5 protein-coding genes are annotated in these 19190 nt (G+C 65.7%); all 5 read left to right on the top strand.

Annotated features, from left to right (window positions below):
• The first annotated feature begins 268 nt into the window (after positions 1 to 268).
• The 5 genes from OG199_RS35475 to OG199_RS35455 all read left to right on the top strand — a co-directional run bounded on the left by OG199_RS35475 (position 269) and on the right by OG199_RS35455 (position 19137).
• Positions 269 to 1405 (top strand): serine/threonine-protein kinase, encoded by a 1137-nt coding sequence (locus tag OG199_RS35475; RefSeq protein ID WP_207317729.1) that lies wholly within the window; start codon positions 269 to 271, stop codon positions 1403 to 1405.
• Between the two features lie 95 nt (positions 1406 to 1500).
• Positions 1501 to 4587: an SNF2-related protein gene (locus OG199_RS35470; RefSeq protein ID WP_405832916.1), complete on the top strand. Its 3087-nt coding sequence runs from the start codon at positions 1501 to 1503 to the stop codon at positions 4585 to 4587.
• On the top strand, positions 4584 to 10079 hold the full coding sequence (locus OG199_RS35465) for a hypothetical protein (RefSeq protein WP_405832914.1): 5496 nt from the start codon (positions 4584 to 4586) through the stop codon (positions 10077 to 10079). The genes OG199_RS35470 and OG199_RS35465 overlap by 4 nt, the downstream gene beginning before the upstream one ends.
• Positions 10043 to 16828, top strand: a complete 6786-nt coding sequence (locus OG199_RS35460; RefSeq protein ID WP_405832913.1) for a DEAD/DEAH box helicase — start codon at positions 10043 to 10045, stop codon at positions 16826 to 16828. Before OG199_RS35465 ends, OG199_RS35460 begins: the two co-directional genes overlap by 37 nt.
• A complete protein-coding gene (locus OG199_RS35455) occupies positions 16825 to 19137 on the top strand; it encodes a UvrD-helicase domain-containing protein (protein WP_207314481.1) in 2313 nt (770 codons plus the stop codon). Before OG199_RS35460 ends, OG199_RS35455 begins: the two co-directional genes overlap by 4 nt.
• Positions 19138 to 19190: the final 53 nt, after the last annotated feature.

Below are 19190 nucleotides of genomic sequence, written 5' to 3'. Positions count from 1 at the left end.
TGCATGGCTCCAGAGCTGCAGCAGGCGGATCCGGGTGCCAATCTCATGAAGCCGATCAAGCTCCTGGGCATGAGCATGTAAAACGCCGATTTCAAGCCAACGTCCAGTGCTCGGGGTCACACAGTCCGTGAGAGGCCGGATCATGGTCACCTCTCTCTTCTCATGACCGCTGGGATGGGCTGGTTCCCGAGAGTGCTCGGAGACCAGGCAAACTAGCGGCGTAAGTGACCCAAGCACATGCTGACGTGGAAAGGCGTGGACTGAGCTCATGACCGGGAGCCCCACTCAGATTGGCCGCTATACCGTGGCTCGGGAGCTCGGCTCCGGCGGCATGGGCGAGGTATATCTCGCGTACTCCCCCGCGGGCTCCCCTGTAGCTGTGAAGGTCATTCGCACCGACAAGTTGGACCCGGTCACGCGAGCGCGCTTCGAGAAGGAAGCTCTGATCGCTCGCACAGTGATCGGCACCAACCGGGTGGCGCGGTTCCTGGATGCCGATCCGTTCGCGGATCGTCCGTGGCTGGCGATGGAGTATGTGGCTGGCCGGACCCTGCTGGACTGCGTGGATAGTGACGGCGCGCTGCCGCTGCCGTTGGTGGCCAGCCTCGGAGCGCTCCTTGCCGAAGGGCTGAGTGCCGTACACGATGCGGGACTGCTACACCGGGACCTGAAGCCTCAGAACGTCATGCTGGGCAGCGAAGGCCCCATAATCATCGACTTCGGACTCAGTGCGTTCATGGACGCTGCCAAGGACACGCTGTCGCACAGCGGGATGATCATCGGGACCGTCCGCTGCATGCCCCCGGAGCAGGCGAGCGGGCATCCGCAGGTGACGCCGGCGGCGGATGTGTACGCGCTGGGCACGGTCCTCCTATACGCCGCGGCTCGGCACTATCCGTACGACGGACACCAGTGGGAAGCCGTCGCCATGCAGGTCTCGAACCCGGAGATCGGCCCGGATCTGAGCGGTGTGCCTGAAGGCTTCAAGGAGCTGCTCGCGGCGATGCTCGCACACACGCCGGAAGGCCGGCCCAGTCTGGCCGAGGTGGCGGATGCCTGCGCGGATCTCATGAAGGCAGCGGGCAGGACGCCGGCCGACGCGCGACTCGCCCTCATCGACCGCACGACAGCAGCTGGCGGGAACACTCCCACGCCGGAACCGTCCTCTGCATCGATCGAGAAGCTGATCGATGAGCAGGCCGCGATCGTGGACTCGCACAACCTCGTCGGCCCGCTCGACATTCGGCCTGTGCCTGAGGAGCCGGAAGCCGACGAAGAACTCGTGCCTGAGTTGCCCACGGCACCTGTGAGGCCAAAAGCTCGCACTTCGCGGGAGCGGCCTGTGGCATCCAAGCGGGTGGCGGGCGAACTACGGGAGCAGTACGCGGTGAATTCCACCCTCTGACGGCCCGAGGCCGTAATACCTGGTGGGAAACTTGCTGAAACGGGTCGAGTGGCCGACTGATCTGCTGGCGGCAGACCCGGAAGAAATTCAGCGGCATGAGTGCCGCTGGTGAAGGATCGGAGCAGACGTTGAGCGTCGAGGCGGGAGTCACGGGCGGCCAGAGCGATGCGATATGGGATGCCTGGGAGCCCGACGAGCCCTCGCCCGAGCAACAGCCTCCGTCCACGTCCGGGTACGCCGCCGGAGCGCAGGTAGAGATCCGCGACGAGCTATGGCTGGTGCGCAAGTGCAGGTCCACGGACCGCGACGGGTGGATGGTCGAGGTCACCGGCATCTCTTCGTTCGTCCGTGGGGTCGAGGCCGTGTTCTACGACAAGCTCGATCTTGTAAGCGTGCTCGACCCACGCGAGACGCGACTGGTCGCGGACGACTCTTCGAACCATCGGAGAGCCCGCCTGTTCCTTGAGGCGATCATGCGGAAGACGTTCCTGCCGCAGACCGAGCACGGGCTGGCGCTGGCGGACAACTTCCTCATGGACCAGCAGGTCCACCAGCTGCGGCCTGCCGAGCTCGCGCTGTCGATGAAGAATCCTCGGCCGCGGATCCTAATCGCGGACGTGGTGGGTCTGGGCAAGACCCTGGAGATCGGGGTTCTCCTTGCCGAGCTCATCCGGCGCGGTCGAGGCGAGAAGATCTTGGTCGTGACTCCGCAGCATGTGCTGGAGCAGTTCCAGCGTGAGCTGTGGACCCGGTTCGCGATCCCGCTGGTGCGGCTGGACTCGACGGGGATCCAGCGGGTGCAGCAGGACATCCCCGCCGGCCGCAACCCGTTCGCGTACTTCAAGCGGGCGATCATCTCCGTGGACACGCTGAAGAGCGACGTCTACGCCCACCACCTGGAGCACACCGAGTGGGACGCCGTCGTCATCGACGAATCCCACAACCTCGTCAACCAGGGGACGAAGAACAACGCGCTCGCCCGGCTACTGGCGAAGAAGACCGACGCCCTGGTCCTGGCCTCGGCCACGCCGCACAACGGCGACGCCTCTTCATTCGCCGAGCTGGTCAAGATGCTGGACGAGGCCGCAATCGCCAACCCGAACCGGTATGAGGTCAAGGACCTCGACCACCTCTACATTCGGCGTACGAAGACCACGGCGGAGGTACGCGAATCCCTCAAGGGTGCCTGGGCGGACCGAGGCCCCTCCCAGCCGCTGCGAGCGCCGGCCGGTGAAAAGGAGCTCGCCGTCTTCCGTGAGCTGGCCACGCGCTGGATTCCAGGTGACCCCGACCAGCCTTCGGTCAGCAGGCACCAACTCGTGCCGTATCAGCTGCTGAAGTCGTTTCTGTCCTCGCACCGGGCCCTACGAGAGTCGATCAAGACGCGGATCGCGACGCTGGACAAGCCACCCGTCGAAAAGTCGGCCGACAAGAAGAAGCAGACCCGGCCGGTCGATCCGAAGGTCCGCGAGGCGGAGGTCAAGCGGGAGCGTGCGGCTCTGGTGGAGTTGCAGCAGCTGAACGAGCAGATCGAAGACTCCGACTCGGCGAAACTCACCGCGCTCCTGGCTGAACTGCGCGAGATGGGTGTCGGGCCTGGCTCGGACACCCGGGTCGTGGTGTTCTCCGAGCGCATCCCTACCCTGAAGTGGCTGGCCGAGACCGTACCGGCTGCGCTCGGCTTTCCGAGCGGGACCAGCCCGGATGAGAGCAAGCCGTGGCTGGGCTTCGGCGGCGCGGTGCAGGTCATGCACGGCGAGGCCAACAGCGACGAAGAGCAGCGGGCCATCGTGGAGAAGTTCGGGCTGCGCGACGATCCGGTGCGCATCCTGTTCACCGGCGACGTTGCCTCCGAAGGCGTCAACCTGCACCAGCAGTGCCACCTGCTCGTGCACTACGACCTGCCGTGGTCACTGATCCGTATCGAGCAGCGCAACGGCCGTATCGACCGTTACGGCCAGGCGTACCCGCCACAATTCCGGGCACTGGTCCTGACCAGCGACATCCCATGGCGCACAGATGAGACCAGCGGGCAGCCGCGCACCCTCGACGACCGGCTGGTGGGCGAGAAGCTCCTAGGGCGCGAGGAAGAAGCCCACAAGATCGAGGGCTCAGCCGAGGCCGTCACCGGCCTGTACCGGGCCAAGGAGGAGGAGAACCGCCTCACCCAGGACCTGATCGCCGGCCGTACCGTCGAGGAGTCGATCAAGCAGTCCCAGCAGGGCGGTGCCGCCTTCCTGGCCGGGCTACTCGGTCAGGTCGGTGCGGTCCCCGAACACCCCGAAGTACCGCGCGCGGTGGTACCGACGCTCTTCCGCTCCACCGCCGACTACTTCGACGAGGCACTGCGGCAAGTCTGCCACCCCAACCCCGAGGACCAGCTGTCCCTGCGGCGCGACGATGACGGCACCATCGCCTTCGAGCCCCCGCGCGATCTGCTCTACCGGCTCAAGGCGTTGCCCAAGTCGTACCTGGACGAGCAGCGGATCATGCCCCGTAAGACCGAACCGGGCCGACTGCGCGTCACCTTCTCCAAGGACCTCGCCGATGCGCGTCTGAAAGCGGCCCGGGAGACCTCCAAGTCCCAGTGGCCCAACGTCTCTTACGTCACGGACGTCCACCCGGTCCTTGACTGGCTGACCGACAAGGTCCTCGTCGAGATCGGCCGCCACCAGGCTCCGGTGCTCGCCGCCGCCGTTGACCGTCCCACCTTCCTGGTGCAGGGCATCTACTCCAATGGCCAGGGCCGACCGACCATCGTGGAGTGGATGGCAGTCTCCGGGTTGCCCGAGGAGCCGAACACGGTGGAGCTGACCGAAGAGGCCCTGGAGCGTTACGGAGTCGGCCCGAGCATGCCCGGCCGCGCCACTCCCCGGGATCTGCCTGGTCTGACCGCTCTGGTCCCCGACGCGATCGATGAGGCCAAGAGGCACCTCGGCACGCTTGAGGAGCATTACCGCCAGCGCATCGAGAAGACCCTCGCCCCCTACCGCAAGCGCGTCACCCACTGGAAGCAGGACGCCCTCTCCGCCGGTCTGCGCCCGGACAAGCAGGGAGTCGGTCGGGCCGCGAGTGACCGGATGCGCCTGGTCAAGTCCCTGGAAACGAAGGGCGAGCCGATGCTGCGGCTGCTGGCTGTCCTGGAACCGCACGCCGCCGCCGAAGGAGGCACTGCACGATGAGTACCGAGTTCGACTCCTTCGTCAATCGCGGCGAGTACCTGTCCGCGTACTACTTTGCCGAACAGCTCGGTGCCGACCTCAAGAAGGGGCTGTTCGCCACCTGGACGCTGCGTGAGGGCGACGAGAACGACCCACGCAAGACCCCTCGCGAACAGGTACGCGCCCTGCGCTCCATGTACCTCGCCGAAGACGTACGCGCCTACTTCGCCGATGCGGCCGAACGCGATGCTGGTGACGATGCGCGACTCCATACGCACAACAACCCTGAGTGGGCCAAGCGGCTCGCTGAGTGGCACCAGACCGTGCTGCGCGCCCTCGGATACGACGCCACCCCAAATGAACTCACCGTGCACCGCGCCGGACGCGAGCACACCCTGCCCGTCGCCTACCACGGCTACGGCATCATCGCGCTCGACTGCGGCTGGGCCGCCGACAACGACACCGCCCTGGGTGCCGACGGCTCCGGACGCCTCCTGTCGCCCCTGCGCGTCAGCGCGAGCGAGAGTTACGAGACGGGCGCGGATCTGGCCTCCTGGCTCTTCGAAAGCGAGCTGGACGAGCCCGGCGGCGCTCACCCCCGGTTCGTTCTACTGCTTATCGGCGGTGTGATCCTGCTCGCCGACCGCCAGTCCTGGCGCGAAGGCCGCTACCTCGCAGTGAACCTCGATGCCGCCCTGGAACGCAACGACCGCGCCCAACAGGGTGAACTGGCTACCATTGCAGCCCTGTTCAGTCTGGACATGCTCCGCCCCGGTGACAACGACCAGAGCCGGGCGATCGATGGCCTACTCAAGTCGTCCAGTACCAATGCGGTCGGCGTGTCCAACGAACTGCGCTATGGACTACAGCGCTCGGTTGAAGTCATCGCCAACGAAGTCCTCAGCCGAATGGCCGAGCCGAAGAACAATGTCGCACCGGCCGACATCGAGAACCCGAAGATCCGCTTCGCCCGGGAACTCACCCGCGAATCCCTGCGCTACCTCTATCGGATCCTCTTCCTCCTGTACGCCGAGGCTCGCCCCGAACTCGGCATCCTCCCCGCGGACGACGGCAGCTACGAGGCCGGCTACTCCATGGCCCGCCTGCGCGAACTTGTCGAGCGGGACGAGGAACTCGTCGATGAGGAAGCCAAGAACGGTTTCCACCTCTTCCAGTCCCTGGACGTGCTGTTCAACAAGGTCAACTTCGGCCACCGTCCGTACGGCAGCGAGCCCGACGACGACCAACCCGGGGACGACGAAGAGACTCGCGAGGCCAAGGCCGCACGCCGCAGCGAAGACCGCGGTCTTCGCTTCGAGCCCCTGCGCAGCGAACTCTTCGAGCCCACCGCCATCCGCCTCATCGGCTCCCGCATCCTGGACCCGACCAGCGACGAGGACAACGACCCGCACTGGCTCGACCTGCGCCTGCGAAACTCCGCCCTCCACGAAGTGCTGCGCCTGCTCACCATGAAGAAGGGCAAGCGCGGGGAACGTGGCGGATTCATTTCCTACCGCAACCTGGGCATCAATCAACTCGGCGCCGTATATGAGGGTCTGATGTCGTACACCGGCATCATCGCCGAGGAAGAGCTGTGCGAGGTCGCCAAGGGCGGCGACCCGGAGAAGGGATCCTGGCTCATCCCCTCGCACAAGCAAGACCAGTACCCCGACACGACCCTCATCCACTACAGCGAGGACGACGCCCGCAAGGGGCTGCGCGGCGTCAAGAAGTACGACAAGGGCTCCTTCGTCTACCGGCTCGCCGGCCGCGACCGCGAGACCTCCGCCTCGTACTACACCCCCGAGTCGCTCACCCAGGTCACTGTCGAGCTCACTCTGAAAAACCGGCTCGACCAGGAACGTGACGCCGACGGCAACATCATCAAGACCCGCGCGTCCGAGCTCCTCAAGTACAAGATCTGCGAGCCGGCACTCGGCTCCGGGTCCTTCCTCAACGAGGCCATCAACCAAGTCGCCGACGAATACCTACGCCGCCGCCAGGACGAACTCGGCATTCCCATCCCCACCGCCGACGCGCTCACCGAGAAGCAGAAGGCCAGGGCCTACATCGCCCTACACAACACCTACGGCGTCGACCTCAATGCCACCGGCGTCGAACTCGCTGAGGTGTCCCTGTGGTTGAACACCATGCACCCCGGCATGCGAGCCCCCTGGTTCGGGCTCCACCTGCGCCGAGGCAACTCCCTCATCGGCGCACGTCGAGCCGTCTATACGGGTGAGGAGGTCGCTTCACCAGCCAAAGCATGGCTGAAGAACAAGGGCGCTCTGGCACCGACTCCGCTGGCATTCCTTAAGGACGGCCAACTCCAACCACTGCCCCATGACGCGGTACACCAGTTCTTGCTTCCCAGTCCAGGATGGGCTGCGGTCGCGGGCTCGAAAGAGGCCAAGCAGCTGGCCGAGGAGCACGTCAAGCAGCTGGCCGAGTGGAAGAAGGGCCTTCTCCAACGCCCCAAGCGCAGCACCGCCCACCTCAACAAGGACGGCAGCCCAAAACTTCACCCCACGACCAAGCTACCGAAGGCGGAAGCGCCGTCACAGTTCACACGGTTGCGGGACGCCGCCCGCCGAGCCGAGTTCCTGTGGTCGCTCGTCGTCAAGCGCATGGAACTCTCCGAACAAGAGATCGCGCGCAGGATCGATGTCTGGCAGGCCGACCCGACGGATCCCGAGTACGCCTTCCTCCACCACCCTGATCAGGCCGTCCCCAAGGAGAAGGTTCTGGAAGACCTCTTCAACTCTGCCGACACCCCTTATTGGCGGTTGAAGAAGGTCATGGACGCCTGGTGCGCCCTGTGGTTTTGGCCCGTCGGTAAAGCCGGCCTACTGGATGGCACGGATGGCGACTACGCGGTCCGCACCGTGGTGAGCAGCGACAGCCTGAGCGAGCTACTGGGTCAAGTGCCTCTTACCGGCGAAGAGCTCAAGGAACAGGTGGCTCCCGAACCGTTGGCTGCCCCGACACCGAAGGCCGAGCCACGCTTCGTCGAAGCGACGGCACTTTTCGCGCTTGGCGCCGAGCAGACCTCCTTCGAAGATCTCGTACTGACCGCCGACGACGAAGCGATCATCGAGACCAAAGAGATCGGACCGAAGGCAGCGAAGCAGGTCGGCGCAAAGCCAAAGGGACCGATGCGCCGCCCGGTCATCCCACTCAAGGAGCTGGACGACTGGCTGGACTTCTTGGAATCCATGCTTGGAAGAGCCGACGTACCTGACGGAACTTTCCTCGACAACTTCAAAACCCTGGCAGATCTCAAAACGTACGAAGAGGCGCTCCCCGGCTTCATGGGAATGGACACCGGAAACCCGGAGGACGTCTTTCCATGGCTGCGCATTACTCGGGACATTGCCGAGGAGCAGGGATTTCTTCACTGGGAGTTGGAGTTCGCTCTCGTATTCGCTCGCAGCGGCGGCTTCGATCTCCAGGTGGGCAATCCCCCCTGGGTGCGCCCTGACTGGGATGAGGCAAGCGTCCTCGCCGAGCACGAACCTTGGTTTGAGTTGGCGGACAGGCCGTCAGCAATCGAGCAGAGCAAACGGCGATCCATTGCACTGAATCAGCGAAGGACGTTCGATTATTACATTCATGAGCGCGAGAAGGTAAGCGGCTGCTCCTCGTTTTACGGGCATGAGACCACCTATCCCTTGCTCGTAGGAACTCGCCCAGATCTTTATCGGGCATTCATGCTTCAGGTCTGGTCTCATCAGTCTCCGTCAGGTATGGCTGGGCTCGTGCATCCCGATACCCACTTCACCGGCGACAAGGAAGGGGCACTTCGCGAGGCCGCATACCACCGCTTGTGCGTCCACGGAGACTTCGTGAATGCCGGACAGCGCTTCTTCCCTCCGCCCGTCGGACATGCAGCACACTTTGGCGTGCATATTTACGGCAGCCCTTCGGAAATCAATTTTGACCACATGTCATGGTTGGTGTCAGCGGACGCTCTCCGCGATTCAGCCGCACATGATGGCTCCGGGGAAGTTCCGGGCGTGAGATGGCAAAATGGCGAATTCGATGAACGCCCTCACCGGTCACGCGTCATTCACGTGAACCGAGATCTCCTCGCCGAATGGCAGCGCCTACTGGATGAATCACACCTTCCAGTTGAACAATCCCGCCTTCTGTTCCCTGTCAGCACAGCCGAGGCGTCTGCCATCACAGCTCTTTCTCAATACCCATTGCGGCTTGGTAGGTTCAACCCGCCGATCACGCGCGGGCTAATGGAAAGTGACGCAAAGGCTGCTGGGTTGATCGATTACAACCGCCCGAGCAGCCCCACCGGTCATCCCTACCAGCCCGAGAGGTGGCGTAATGTCATCTTGAAGGGAACTCAACTGGGTATCGCCACGCCAGTATTCAAGTGCCATGACGCTAATAGTAACGACCCTTACGGTCGGGACTTGACTACCCTTGCGTCAGACTTCGTCCCGGACACTGCCTATGTGCGTGCCCCCGGGATGGCGCAGTCGTATCTCGCCAAGCAAGATCGTTGGGTAGACGGCCGAGCCCTGGAGCGACTACGTTCTGACGGTAGGGCGGTATCCAAGGCGCGTTCGCAAATTGCATTGACCGACAACGTTCCAGAAAGCGATGTCGATCCCGCCAAGATTGATGCCCTACTCGAAGAACGAGCGCGTCGCCGATACGTGGTCTTCCCTCGGCTTGCCTGGCGTCGCCAGATCGCCCCGGACACTGAGCGTGCACTTTATGCCGCATTGGTGCCGCCAGGTGTAGCGCACGTTCACTTGGTACACAGCCTGGCCATGCCGAATCTTCGGCTAACCGCATTGGTAGCCGGTTTCTGGGCCTCGCTCCCGCTCGACTACTTCCTCCGCGCTACTGGTCGTGGCGACTTGCAAGTGAAGGGTGCTAAAGCGATGCCCTCACCCGCCGGCGATCACCCCCTCGCTTCCTCGCTACTCCTGCGAACATTGCGGTTGAATTTCCTTACCAGTGCTTACTCGGGGCTGTGGTCAGAACTGTACGACCCAACTTGGACCACACGTGAGTCATGGGCGTGCGACTGGACTGGCCTACCGGCGTTGCACGAGGTGTCGCCAGTCTGGCGTCCGGAAACACCGCTACGCACCGAGCGGGCACGACGTTCCGCTCTGGTGGAAATTGATGCTCTAGTCGCAGTGTGGCTCGGAATGGAAGCCGACGCTCTTGTCGCGGCATACAAGGGCCGCTTCCCTGTACTGCAGAAGTACGAGGCAGTGACTTGGTTTGATGCCGAGGGATCGAAGATCGCAGGCAACGCACGCACCTTCGGTCAGCGCCAGACCAAGGAAAGCTGGGGCCAATTTGAGGCGTATCAAGCCGACCCGAAAAACTTGCCCGTGCCTGAGGGCTATGTCGCTCCCTTCTCCAAGGCGGATCGCGAAACGGAGATGCGAGAGGCGCACGCCGTCTTTCAGAAACGACTAGATGCCGCAGTCGCTCGCGGCGAGTGGGACCTGGAGAAGCAGGAGGTGCCGAAGCCGTGAGGCCGACGCTGGAGGCACGGGGGCTCAAGGAGAGCCTGTTGCAGTATCTGTCGACGACGTACGCGTTGACGGATGAGGGTGCACGTGAGGCGCTGCATCGGTTCCTGGGTGATGAGACGTCGGGGATGTTCCGGGGCCCGTATCTGCGGATCCGAACACCGTTCACAGTGGCCGGCGAGGAGTGGCGGCAGCATCTGGAGTGGCAGCGCGAGGGGTACACCCCATACGCACACCAGGCCGTAGCCTTCGAGCGGCTGACGTCCGCGAACGGGCATGTGCCGCAGCCGACTCTGGTGACGACGGGGACGGGCTCGGGTAAGACGGAGGCGTTCCTGTACCCGGTGCTGGATCACTGTCTCCGCGAGCGGGAGGCGGGGAAGACCGGCATCAAGGCGGTGTTCCTGTACCCGATGAACGCGCTGGCGACTGATCAGGCGCAGCGCATCAACGAGCTGCTCTCGGAGAACGATGCGCTGAACAAGTTGTCGGCCGGGCTGTACATCGGTGACAAGGCGGCCATGAAGTACGACAACGTTCGTACGCGCCGCTCAGACATGCAGCTCTCGCCGCCGGACATCTTGATCACGAACTACAAGATGATGGATCTGCTGCTGCAGCGTGCGGATGACGCGCCGCTGTGGCGTGGGTCGGACATCAGGTACGTGGTGGTGGATGAGTTCCACACCTACGACGGTGCGCAGGGCACCGACGTGGCAATGCTGCTGCGGCGGCTCGCGGCTGCCGTGGGGGCGTCCGAGGAGGGGCGTCCGCTGGGTTCGATCTGTCCGGTGGCGACGTCGGCGACGCTCGCGTCTGGGACGGATGCAGACGGAGTGGCCCAGCTGCTCGAGGTAGCGACGCAGGTCTTCGGTACAGAGTTCACGGCGGAGTCCATCGTCGGGGAGAACCGGCTGTCGGTGGAGGAGTTCATCCCACTGGCGGACGTACGGATGCAGGGGCTACCGACGCCGGACGAGCTGCTGGCCCTGCCCGATCCCGCGACGAGCGATGAGGCGATGCTGGACCTCATCGAGTCGGTGACCGGGGTCCGCAACGACCACCCCCTCGTATTGGGCGAGAACCTGAAGCGGCACCTGTTCACCCGGGCGGTGATGCAGGCTCTGGACGGTGAGGTGAAGACCGGCGCCGAAGTGCTGGACATCATGTGGCGTGCAGGCGCGGCCGGTTGGGCGGAGGCGGTGGCCCGCCAGCCGGAGAAGGCCGCCGAGGCGCTCGCCCGATTCGTGGCCCTGTTGTCGTACGCACGTGACCCGAAGTCGCCGGCGGGAGAGCCGCCGCGACCGTTCGTGCATGTCGAGGTGCACCAGTGGGCCCGGTCGGTCTCGCGGCTCCTGCGCGGCGTACTGCCATGGCCCAAGGCGGAGTTCCGCTGGGATGTGGCCGGTGCGGCCGATGCCAGTGCGGGAAGCGGAAACCGTTCGGCACCGGTGACCACGGCCACATCGGGGCAGAGCGCGAACCTGTTTCTGCCAGCGGTCTACTGCCGGGACTGCGGGCGGTCAGGCTGGGCGGTGTTCTCACCGGAGAGCGACGACCACGAGGTCCAGTTCGACACATACAAGATCCGTCGTGCCTCCTTGGGTCAGGACAAGGCCCGGGTACGGAACCTGGTCTCGGCGACCGAGCGCGAAGCGCGCGAGGGTTCTGGGGCTGCGGTGCTGCCGGCCAGCGGTCGGGGCGGCAAGGGGACCACCGCCCTGCAGAGTGCGGGCGGTCTGCTTATGGTGCTGGACGGGGCGCGCAAGCGGCTGCGGCTGCCCGATCCGCTCAACGATTACGACAAGGAGTCCAAGGAGCCGCGGCTGACGGCCCGCGATTCGGCGTTCGTCCTGGTCAACTTCGGGGATACGGCGAATACCGCGGCCAAGGAGGACTGGTGCCCGGCGTGCGGTGAGCGCAACGCGATCCGCTATCTGGGTACTGGAGCGGCTGCGATGACTGCGGCGTCGATCACCCAGTTGTTCACGGGCGGGGAGCTCGACAAAGATCGGCACGAAGACAAGACGCTGATGTTCAACGACTCGGTGCAGGATGCCGCGCACCGGGCCGGGTTCGTCGCGAACCGTTCGTACACCTTCTCGTTGCGCGCCCTGCTTGCGAAGCACCTGCGCAGCGACGTGCCCACCGCGCTGAACGATCTGATCGCGAACGTGGTCGAGGCCACGACCGACAAGGAAACCCTGGCCGCGGTGGTGCCGCCGGATCTGCATGGTTTCAGGGGCGTGGACCGGTTGCTGTCCGGGCAGGGTCGCGGCGGGGATCTGCCGACCTGGCGGCTGATCGGTCAGCGCCTGGCCTTCGAAGCGCTGATGGAGTTCGGGTTCCGCTCCCGCAACGGGCGCACCCTGGAGCTGACCCGGACCGCAGCCGCGCAGGTACGCATCTCGGATCCGGACGGTGTGGTGGCGCTGGTCAAGCGGATCCACGAGGAGTTCGAGCGCGCCGATCTGCCGCTTCAGCCGCAGGACGACGCACGCTATCTGGCGTTCGTGCGGGTGTTCTTGGAGCGCCTTCGCACACGGGGTGCCATCGCGCACCAGTGGCTGGACAAGTACGTCGATGAGGCGGGCACCAGCCGGTACTTCATCTGGGGCAAGCGCGCACCCGGCATGCGCGCTTTCCCCAAGCGGGTCGCGGCTCCGGTGTTCTTGCTCAGCTCGCCCAAGAACGGCAGCGAATTCGACTTCGCGACGGGCCGGCTGTCCTGGTACGAGCGGTGGGCCGGGCGCTGCCTGGGGCTTTCGCGTGAGGCGGCGCCGGAGTTCTGGAGCCGCCTGCTGCCGGAGCTCGCCGCGATCGGACTGCTGTCGTCCCGTACGCCGAACGACACCTCAGTACGGGTCTACGGGCTCAAGCCGGGCAACGTCGAAGCGCTGCTCCTGGACGACGAACAGGTCCGGCACGCGTATGTGCGCTGCCCGGTGTGCTTCTGGGAACAGACGGTCCACCCCTCCCTTCTTGATCAGTGGCACGACCAGCCCTGCCCCTCCTACCGCTGCCGCAGAGGCCGTCTGGTGGCCGGGGACCGGCCCGAGCGGCTTGGTGTGCACCACCGCGACCGTGACTACACCCTCGACTACTACCGGCACCTGTACCGCAAGGCCGGGACGTACCAGGTGGTCACCGCCGAGCACACCGGCATGCTCACGCGCCCGCAGCGCGAGAAGGTGGAGGAGGCGTTCAAGCGCCGCACGGGCTTCAAGGACCCCAATGTCCTCTCCTGCACGCCGACGCTGGAGATGGGCATCGACATCGGTGACCTGTCCGCGGTGGTGCTGGCAGCGCTGCCGCGCCGGCCGGCCAGTTACGCCCAGCAGGTCGGGCGGGCCGGACGCCGGACGGGCAATGCGTTCTTGCTGACGATTCCCGATCGTCGACGGCGCGACCTGTATTTCCTGGAGCGCCCCAAGGATCTGATCGCCGGCACGATCGTGCCCCCGGGATGCCATCTTTCAGCGGTGGAGATCCTGCGCCGCCAGTACCTGGCGCACCTGCTGGACCTCGCTGCTGCCGGCCGCCTCGTCCGCGCTGACGGCATCGTGCTACGCGCCCTGCCGACCAAGGCACCCGCCCTGTTCGGTCCATCCGGCTACCTGATCGATTTGGTGGAAGTGGCCATCGCCCAGGGGGAAGAACTCGCCAAGGGCTTCCTGGAGATGTTCCCCACCGGCGTCAACGACCGGGCCAAGGACGACCTGCGCAAGTACGCGATGCACGAGCTGCGCGGCGCGGTAGAAGAGGCCGAGCGGGAGTGGCGCCGCGGCGATCAGGCGCTGCGCGCCCGGCTGGCTCAGATCGACGAGGCCCACGACGAGCTGCACGACTCCGACCCGGACCAGGCGCGGCAGAAAGCCGAACTGGACGCCGAGCGGCGCGGAGTGGGCCGACGCCTGCTCAATCTGGGCGATACAGCCGCCCAGAGCGCACTGTGCGACCTGGGGCTACTGCCGAACTACGCACTGATCGACTCGGTCACCACGCTGTCCGCGACGCTGTACGGCGAGGACGGCATCGACCCGAAGACGGGGAAGGCGAAGTTCACCTCCACCACCGACTCCTACGACCGGCCGCGCCGCTACGCGCTCTCGGAGCTGGCCCCGGGCAACTCCTTCTACGTCAACGGCTACCGGCACGAGATCACCGGCCTGGAGATCTCCACCGGCGGCCGGCAGGAATGGCGCACCTGGCGGGTGTGCCCGGGCTGCGGATTTGTGCGTACCGAGGACGCTACCGAGGACCGCTCGCCGTGCCCGCGCTGCAAGAGCGCCCATATCGCCGACGACGGTTCCTGCCTTTTTCAGATCGTGGAGCCCGCGACCGTGACCTCGCGGGACAAGCGCGAGGACGCCCGCATCCGCGACGACAAGGACGACCGCGACCGCCGCAACTACTCCGTCGTAGACGCGGTGGACATCCCGGTAGGCGACATCGAGCCCGGCTCGTGGCGTCACACGAAGCAAACGTTCGGCGTCGACTACTGCCGCAGTGCCATGATCCGCCGGATCAATGTAGGGCCGGTCCGTTACGACGCCCCGGCCCGCGACGACTTCGCCGGGCATCTGGTGCGGCTCAACCCGTTCCATGTGTGCACCGCCTGTGGGGCGGCCAGCGCGGACGGCAAGCCGGTCTTCGACCACGACACCGACGCTCTCGACTCCGCAGCCGCCCGCAGCCCGCAGCTCAAGCACCACCGCCCTTGGTGTCCACTGCGCCGCGGCAAGCGAGACGGGGCCACCCAGGAGCCGGTGCTGCTGGCCCATACGTTGAAGACCGAGGCTCTGCGGGTGCTGATCCCGGCCGCAACAGCGGACGTGGACGCCAAGGTTCACTCCTTCCGTGCCGCGCTGCGGCTCGGTGTGGACCTGCACTTCGGCGGCGACCCGCAGCACCTGGACACCACCGTGGCTTCTATGCCGGATGCCGAGAGCGGAGAGCGCCGTTGGTTCCTGGTGCTCTTCGATTCCCTGCCCGGCGGCACCGGCTATCTGGACCGGCTCACCGATCGCGTCGCCTTCCGCGAAACCCTCGCGGCGGCGTACGAGATGCTGAAGGAGTGTCCGTGCGCCGAGGAACAGCGCCGGGCCTGCCACCGGTGTCTGCACCGTTATACGCCCGAGCGCTTCCAGGACATCGTCTCGCGCCAGTCAGCGCTGAACATGCTGGAGTCGCTGCTGTTCACGGCAGAGGGTGCGGACGGTTGGGATATCGCTGACGTTGATCACACCGGGCTGGTCGGTCTGGACGCCCAAGTCGAATCGGACCTGGAGGCGCGCTTCCTGGCCACCCTGCGCGACTGGGTGAAGGTCACCGACGACGCCGCCCTGGACGAGGACGGCCACGCCAGCGGACATCTGCGCTTCACCGCCGGTTCCGACGTCACCCATTGGCGACTGACAGCCCAGCAGCAACTCCAGGGCACCCGGACTGATTTCACCTTCACCCGGGTCGACGGTCCGGCCCAGAGCGTCAAGGTCTATCTCGAAGGATTCCGTTTCCACGCCAGCCGTGAACACAACCGCATCGCCCACGACGCGGCTCAGCGCACCAAGCTGCGTGCCGAGGGAGAGATCGTCTTCCAGGTGACCTGGGCGGACATCGACCTGTTCGAGAAGCGCCCCACGCGGACCAAACCCGTCTGGCCGCCCTATCGAGGCACGGCCCAAGAACAGGCCAAGGCCGCCTACGAGCAGTACGGCGGACAGCGCGCCCACTTCGCGAACGCCGTCTTCGCCAACCCGATCGACACGTTGATCGCCTACCTGCGTGATCCTGACGCCGACCGCTGGGCCCGCCGCTCCCGCGCACTGGTCACCGGCCTGTTGAGTACCGCGGGAACCACTCCCGTCGCCGCGACCGGGCGCCGCAGCGAGCTGGTGGCGGCGCTGCGCAGTGAGCTGGCCACCTTCAGCAGCAGTGCGCGCCACGACAAGCCGGTTGTACCGGATGCCGCCGGGATCGGGCCCGTTCACGTGTTCCGGACCCAGGACGAGAACGGACTACCGATCCTCGTCACCCTGGATGCTGCCGACCCCGAAGCCCCACGGTGGAGCGCACTCACCATCCTGGATGACACCGATTCCGTCCTGGAGAGTGATGAGCACAAGCTGCGCTGGCGGTCGTGGTTGTACTGGAGCAACCTCACCCAGTTCCTGTCCCTGGCCGGAGGCGACGGCGTCCAGCTCGCCGCCAGCCGCGCCGCCGCTTTTGAAGTCGAAGTGCTCGCGGTATGCGGAGGGCTCGGCGAACTCGACTCCCTCATGGGCGCCCCTGTACCGGCGCCCGCCAAACCCGAGGCGCCCGTGCCAGCAGAAAGCGTCAAACCGGTCGATCCGAACCCGGGCCATGACTCGGCCGCCGAAGCTGTCATCGTCCAGATGCTTCGGGACGCCGTCTGGGACGAGGACATCCTGGAAATACTGCGCGAGGAACCCGACGAGGCACCTGACCTCCTACGTCTTGCCGAAACCCTCGCCGACCGAGGCAAGCAGGCTCCCGTCTTCGGCTTCGAACTCGGTGCAAGCCGCTGGCAAGCCGAATTCGCCTGGCAGTCCCCCGGACTCAAGATCGCCGTCATGACCGCCCACCAGGGCGAGGACGACGCCGAGGCCCAGCGCCGCGACGCCGCCTACACCGACGACGGCTGGCAGGTCCACACAGCCGGCGAATGGCTGACCCATCTGGACGAGTTGCTCGACCAGCTCCCCGACACGGAAGGCACCACCCGATGACCGCCCGGCTCAGCCTGTACCGCAAGGCCGAACAGGAGCTGTACAAGCTCGACCGCTCGGTCAAGGCCCAGTTCTACGACTTCTGCCACATCTTCCGGACCAACCCCGACCAGCCGGGGCTAAAGAAGCAGAAGCTCAAGGGCGACTCCCGTATCTGGTCCGCCCGGGTCAACCAGTCCTACCGCGCTCTGCTCACCCCCACCGGGGTCGACGCGGACGGTACGGAAAACTGGCTGGTCATCGCCGTACGCCACCGCAGAGACGTCTACGAAGAACTCCAAGTCGCCGTCAACCGGGTCACCGGCGAGATCGAGTTCGTCGACCTCGCCGTCGTCGGCGACAGTGCACTGCGCCGCGCCGGTATCACCCTCACCCCCTCGGAGCCCGAATCTCCGGCCGAGGCACCCGAGCCCGCCCCGGAACCGGTTCGGCACGTCGCCGGACCCGAGGCCGCGCCTGCGCTGCTCGCCGCCTACGACGCCGGACAGCTGCGCGACCTCGGTGTCGCCGACCAACTCATCGACCTTGCCCTTGCTGTCACCGAGAGCACCGAGCTCGACCAACTCCTCAAGGGCGCCCCGCTGCTGTCCAAGGACGTTCTGTACGGCCTTGCGGCCGGGATGGACATCGACGAGGTCCGTAAGGAGATCACCAAGCCGGTCGAGCTCGGCCAGCAGCCCGACCTTGACGACTTCGCCGCCGCTGTGACCCGCACCAAGGTCACCGCTGTCGACGACGACGTCCAGGCTGTCATCGACGAGGGCGACTTCCGCGCTTGGAAGGTCTTCCTGCACCGCACCCAGGAACGCATCGTCCAGCGCCAGTACAAGGGCCCCGCACGCGTGTCCGGCGGTCCCGGCACCGGCAAGACCATCGTTGCGCTCCACCGGGTCAAGCACCTCGCCGAGCAGCTGCCCCCGGGTCACAACAAGCCGATCCTGCTGACCACGTTCACCAAGAACCTCACCACTGATCTCCGCCTGCGACTGGCCTCCCTCGTCGAACCGGAACTCCTCGCCCGCGTCGAGATCGCCCACATCGACCAGCTCGCCGCCCGCGTCCTGGGCGAGAACACCGCCCCCGGCCGCGGCAAGCAGCGCGTCTACGACCACGTGGCGCTGAACGAGATGCGACAGCTTCTGGCAGAACTCGACGACCGCCGCTGGGAGCCGGAGTTCTTGTTGGAGGAGTGGGAGCAGGTCGTCCTCGGCCAGTCCGTCCCCACCCGATCTGCCTATTTCCAAGCCCGTCGGGCAGGCCGAGGGCGGGCACTGACCCGCCCCGAGCGCAACCACATCTGGAAGCTCATCGAGCAGTTCACCGCCCGCCTCGACAAGCTCGGCGTGGAAACCTGGGGTCAAGCCTCCGAGCGTGCCGCCCGCTTCGAGATCGAACGCGCCGCGAAGATCAAGTCCCGTCGCGCGTACAAGGAAGAGATCGGCGGCAAGGACCTTATCCATCGCGATAACAGCTCCGGCATGCGCTACCTGGGCTACCGCTACCAGCACATCGTGGTCGACGAGGCCCAGGACCTTCGCCCCGCGCACTGGAAGATGCTGCGCGCCATGGCCGACCCTGACCTCGCCAACGACATGTTCATCGCAGGCGATACCCACCAGCGCATCTACGACCACCAGGTCACCCTCGGCGCCCTCGGCATCAACATCCGCGGTCGCTCCTCCCGCCTGACCCTGAGCTACCGCACCACCAAGGAAATCCTCGTCCAGGCCATGCGCGTCGTCGACGACAAGAAGGCCACCTACGACGACCTCGACGACGGCACCGACAACCTCGCCGGTTACCGCTCCGTCCTCCACGGCCCCGCACCTACGTTCGTCCCGTACCGCACCTGGGACGACGAACTCGCCGGCCTCGCCACCACCCTGACCACGTGGCGCGACGAACTGTCCACAAACGAGAACGGTGCCCCCAGCGACCCCAGTGGCCGCATCGCCGTCTGCGTCGCCGACCGCGACATGGTCAGCCAGGCCATGTACTACCTGGTCACCAAGGCCGGCATCACCTGCGCCGAGCTCACCAAGGACGGCCCCAAGGGCGATGGGGAAGTCCATGTCGGCACCATGCACCGCTTCAAGGGACTTGAGTACCAGCGCCTCGCCATCGTCGGCGCCAGTGACGGCATCATTCCCCAGACCAGCAGAATCGAGCGCTACCGCACCGAAGACCCGCCGCGATACGAGCGCGAGCAACGTAAGGCCCGCTCGCTGCTCTTCGTCGCCACCACCCGCGCCCGTGACGCCCTGAGCATCAGCTGGCACAGCAAGCCCAGCCCATACCTGCCGGTCTGAAGTCGTCTCCGGACCCTGGCCAACGCACCAACGCTGGGGTCCGGAACGTCACA

Origin of the sequence: Streptomyces sp. NBC_01176 (assembly GCF_045039825.1) — a bacterium.
In the GTDB taxonomy this organism is placed as follows: domain Bacteria; phylum Actinomycetota; class Actinomycetes; order Streptomycetales; family Streptomycetaceae; genus Streptomyces.
The sequence above is the reverse complement of the archived record's forward strand: the minus strand, read 5'-3'. Positions and strand labels throughout refer to the sequence as shown.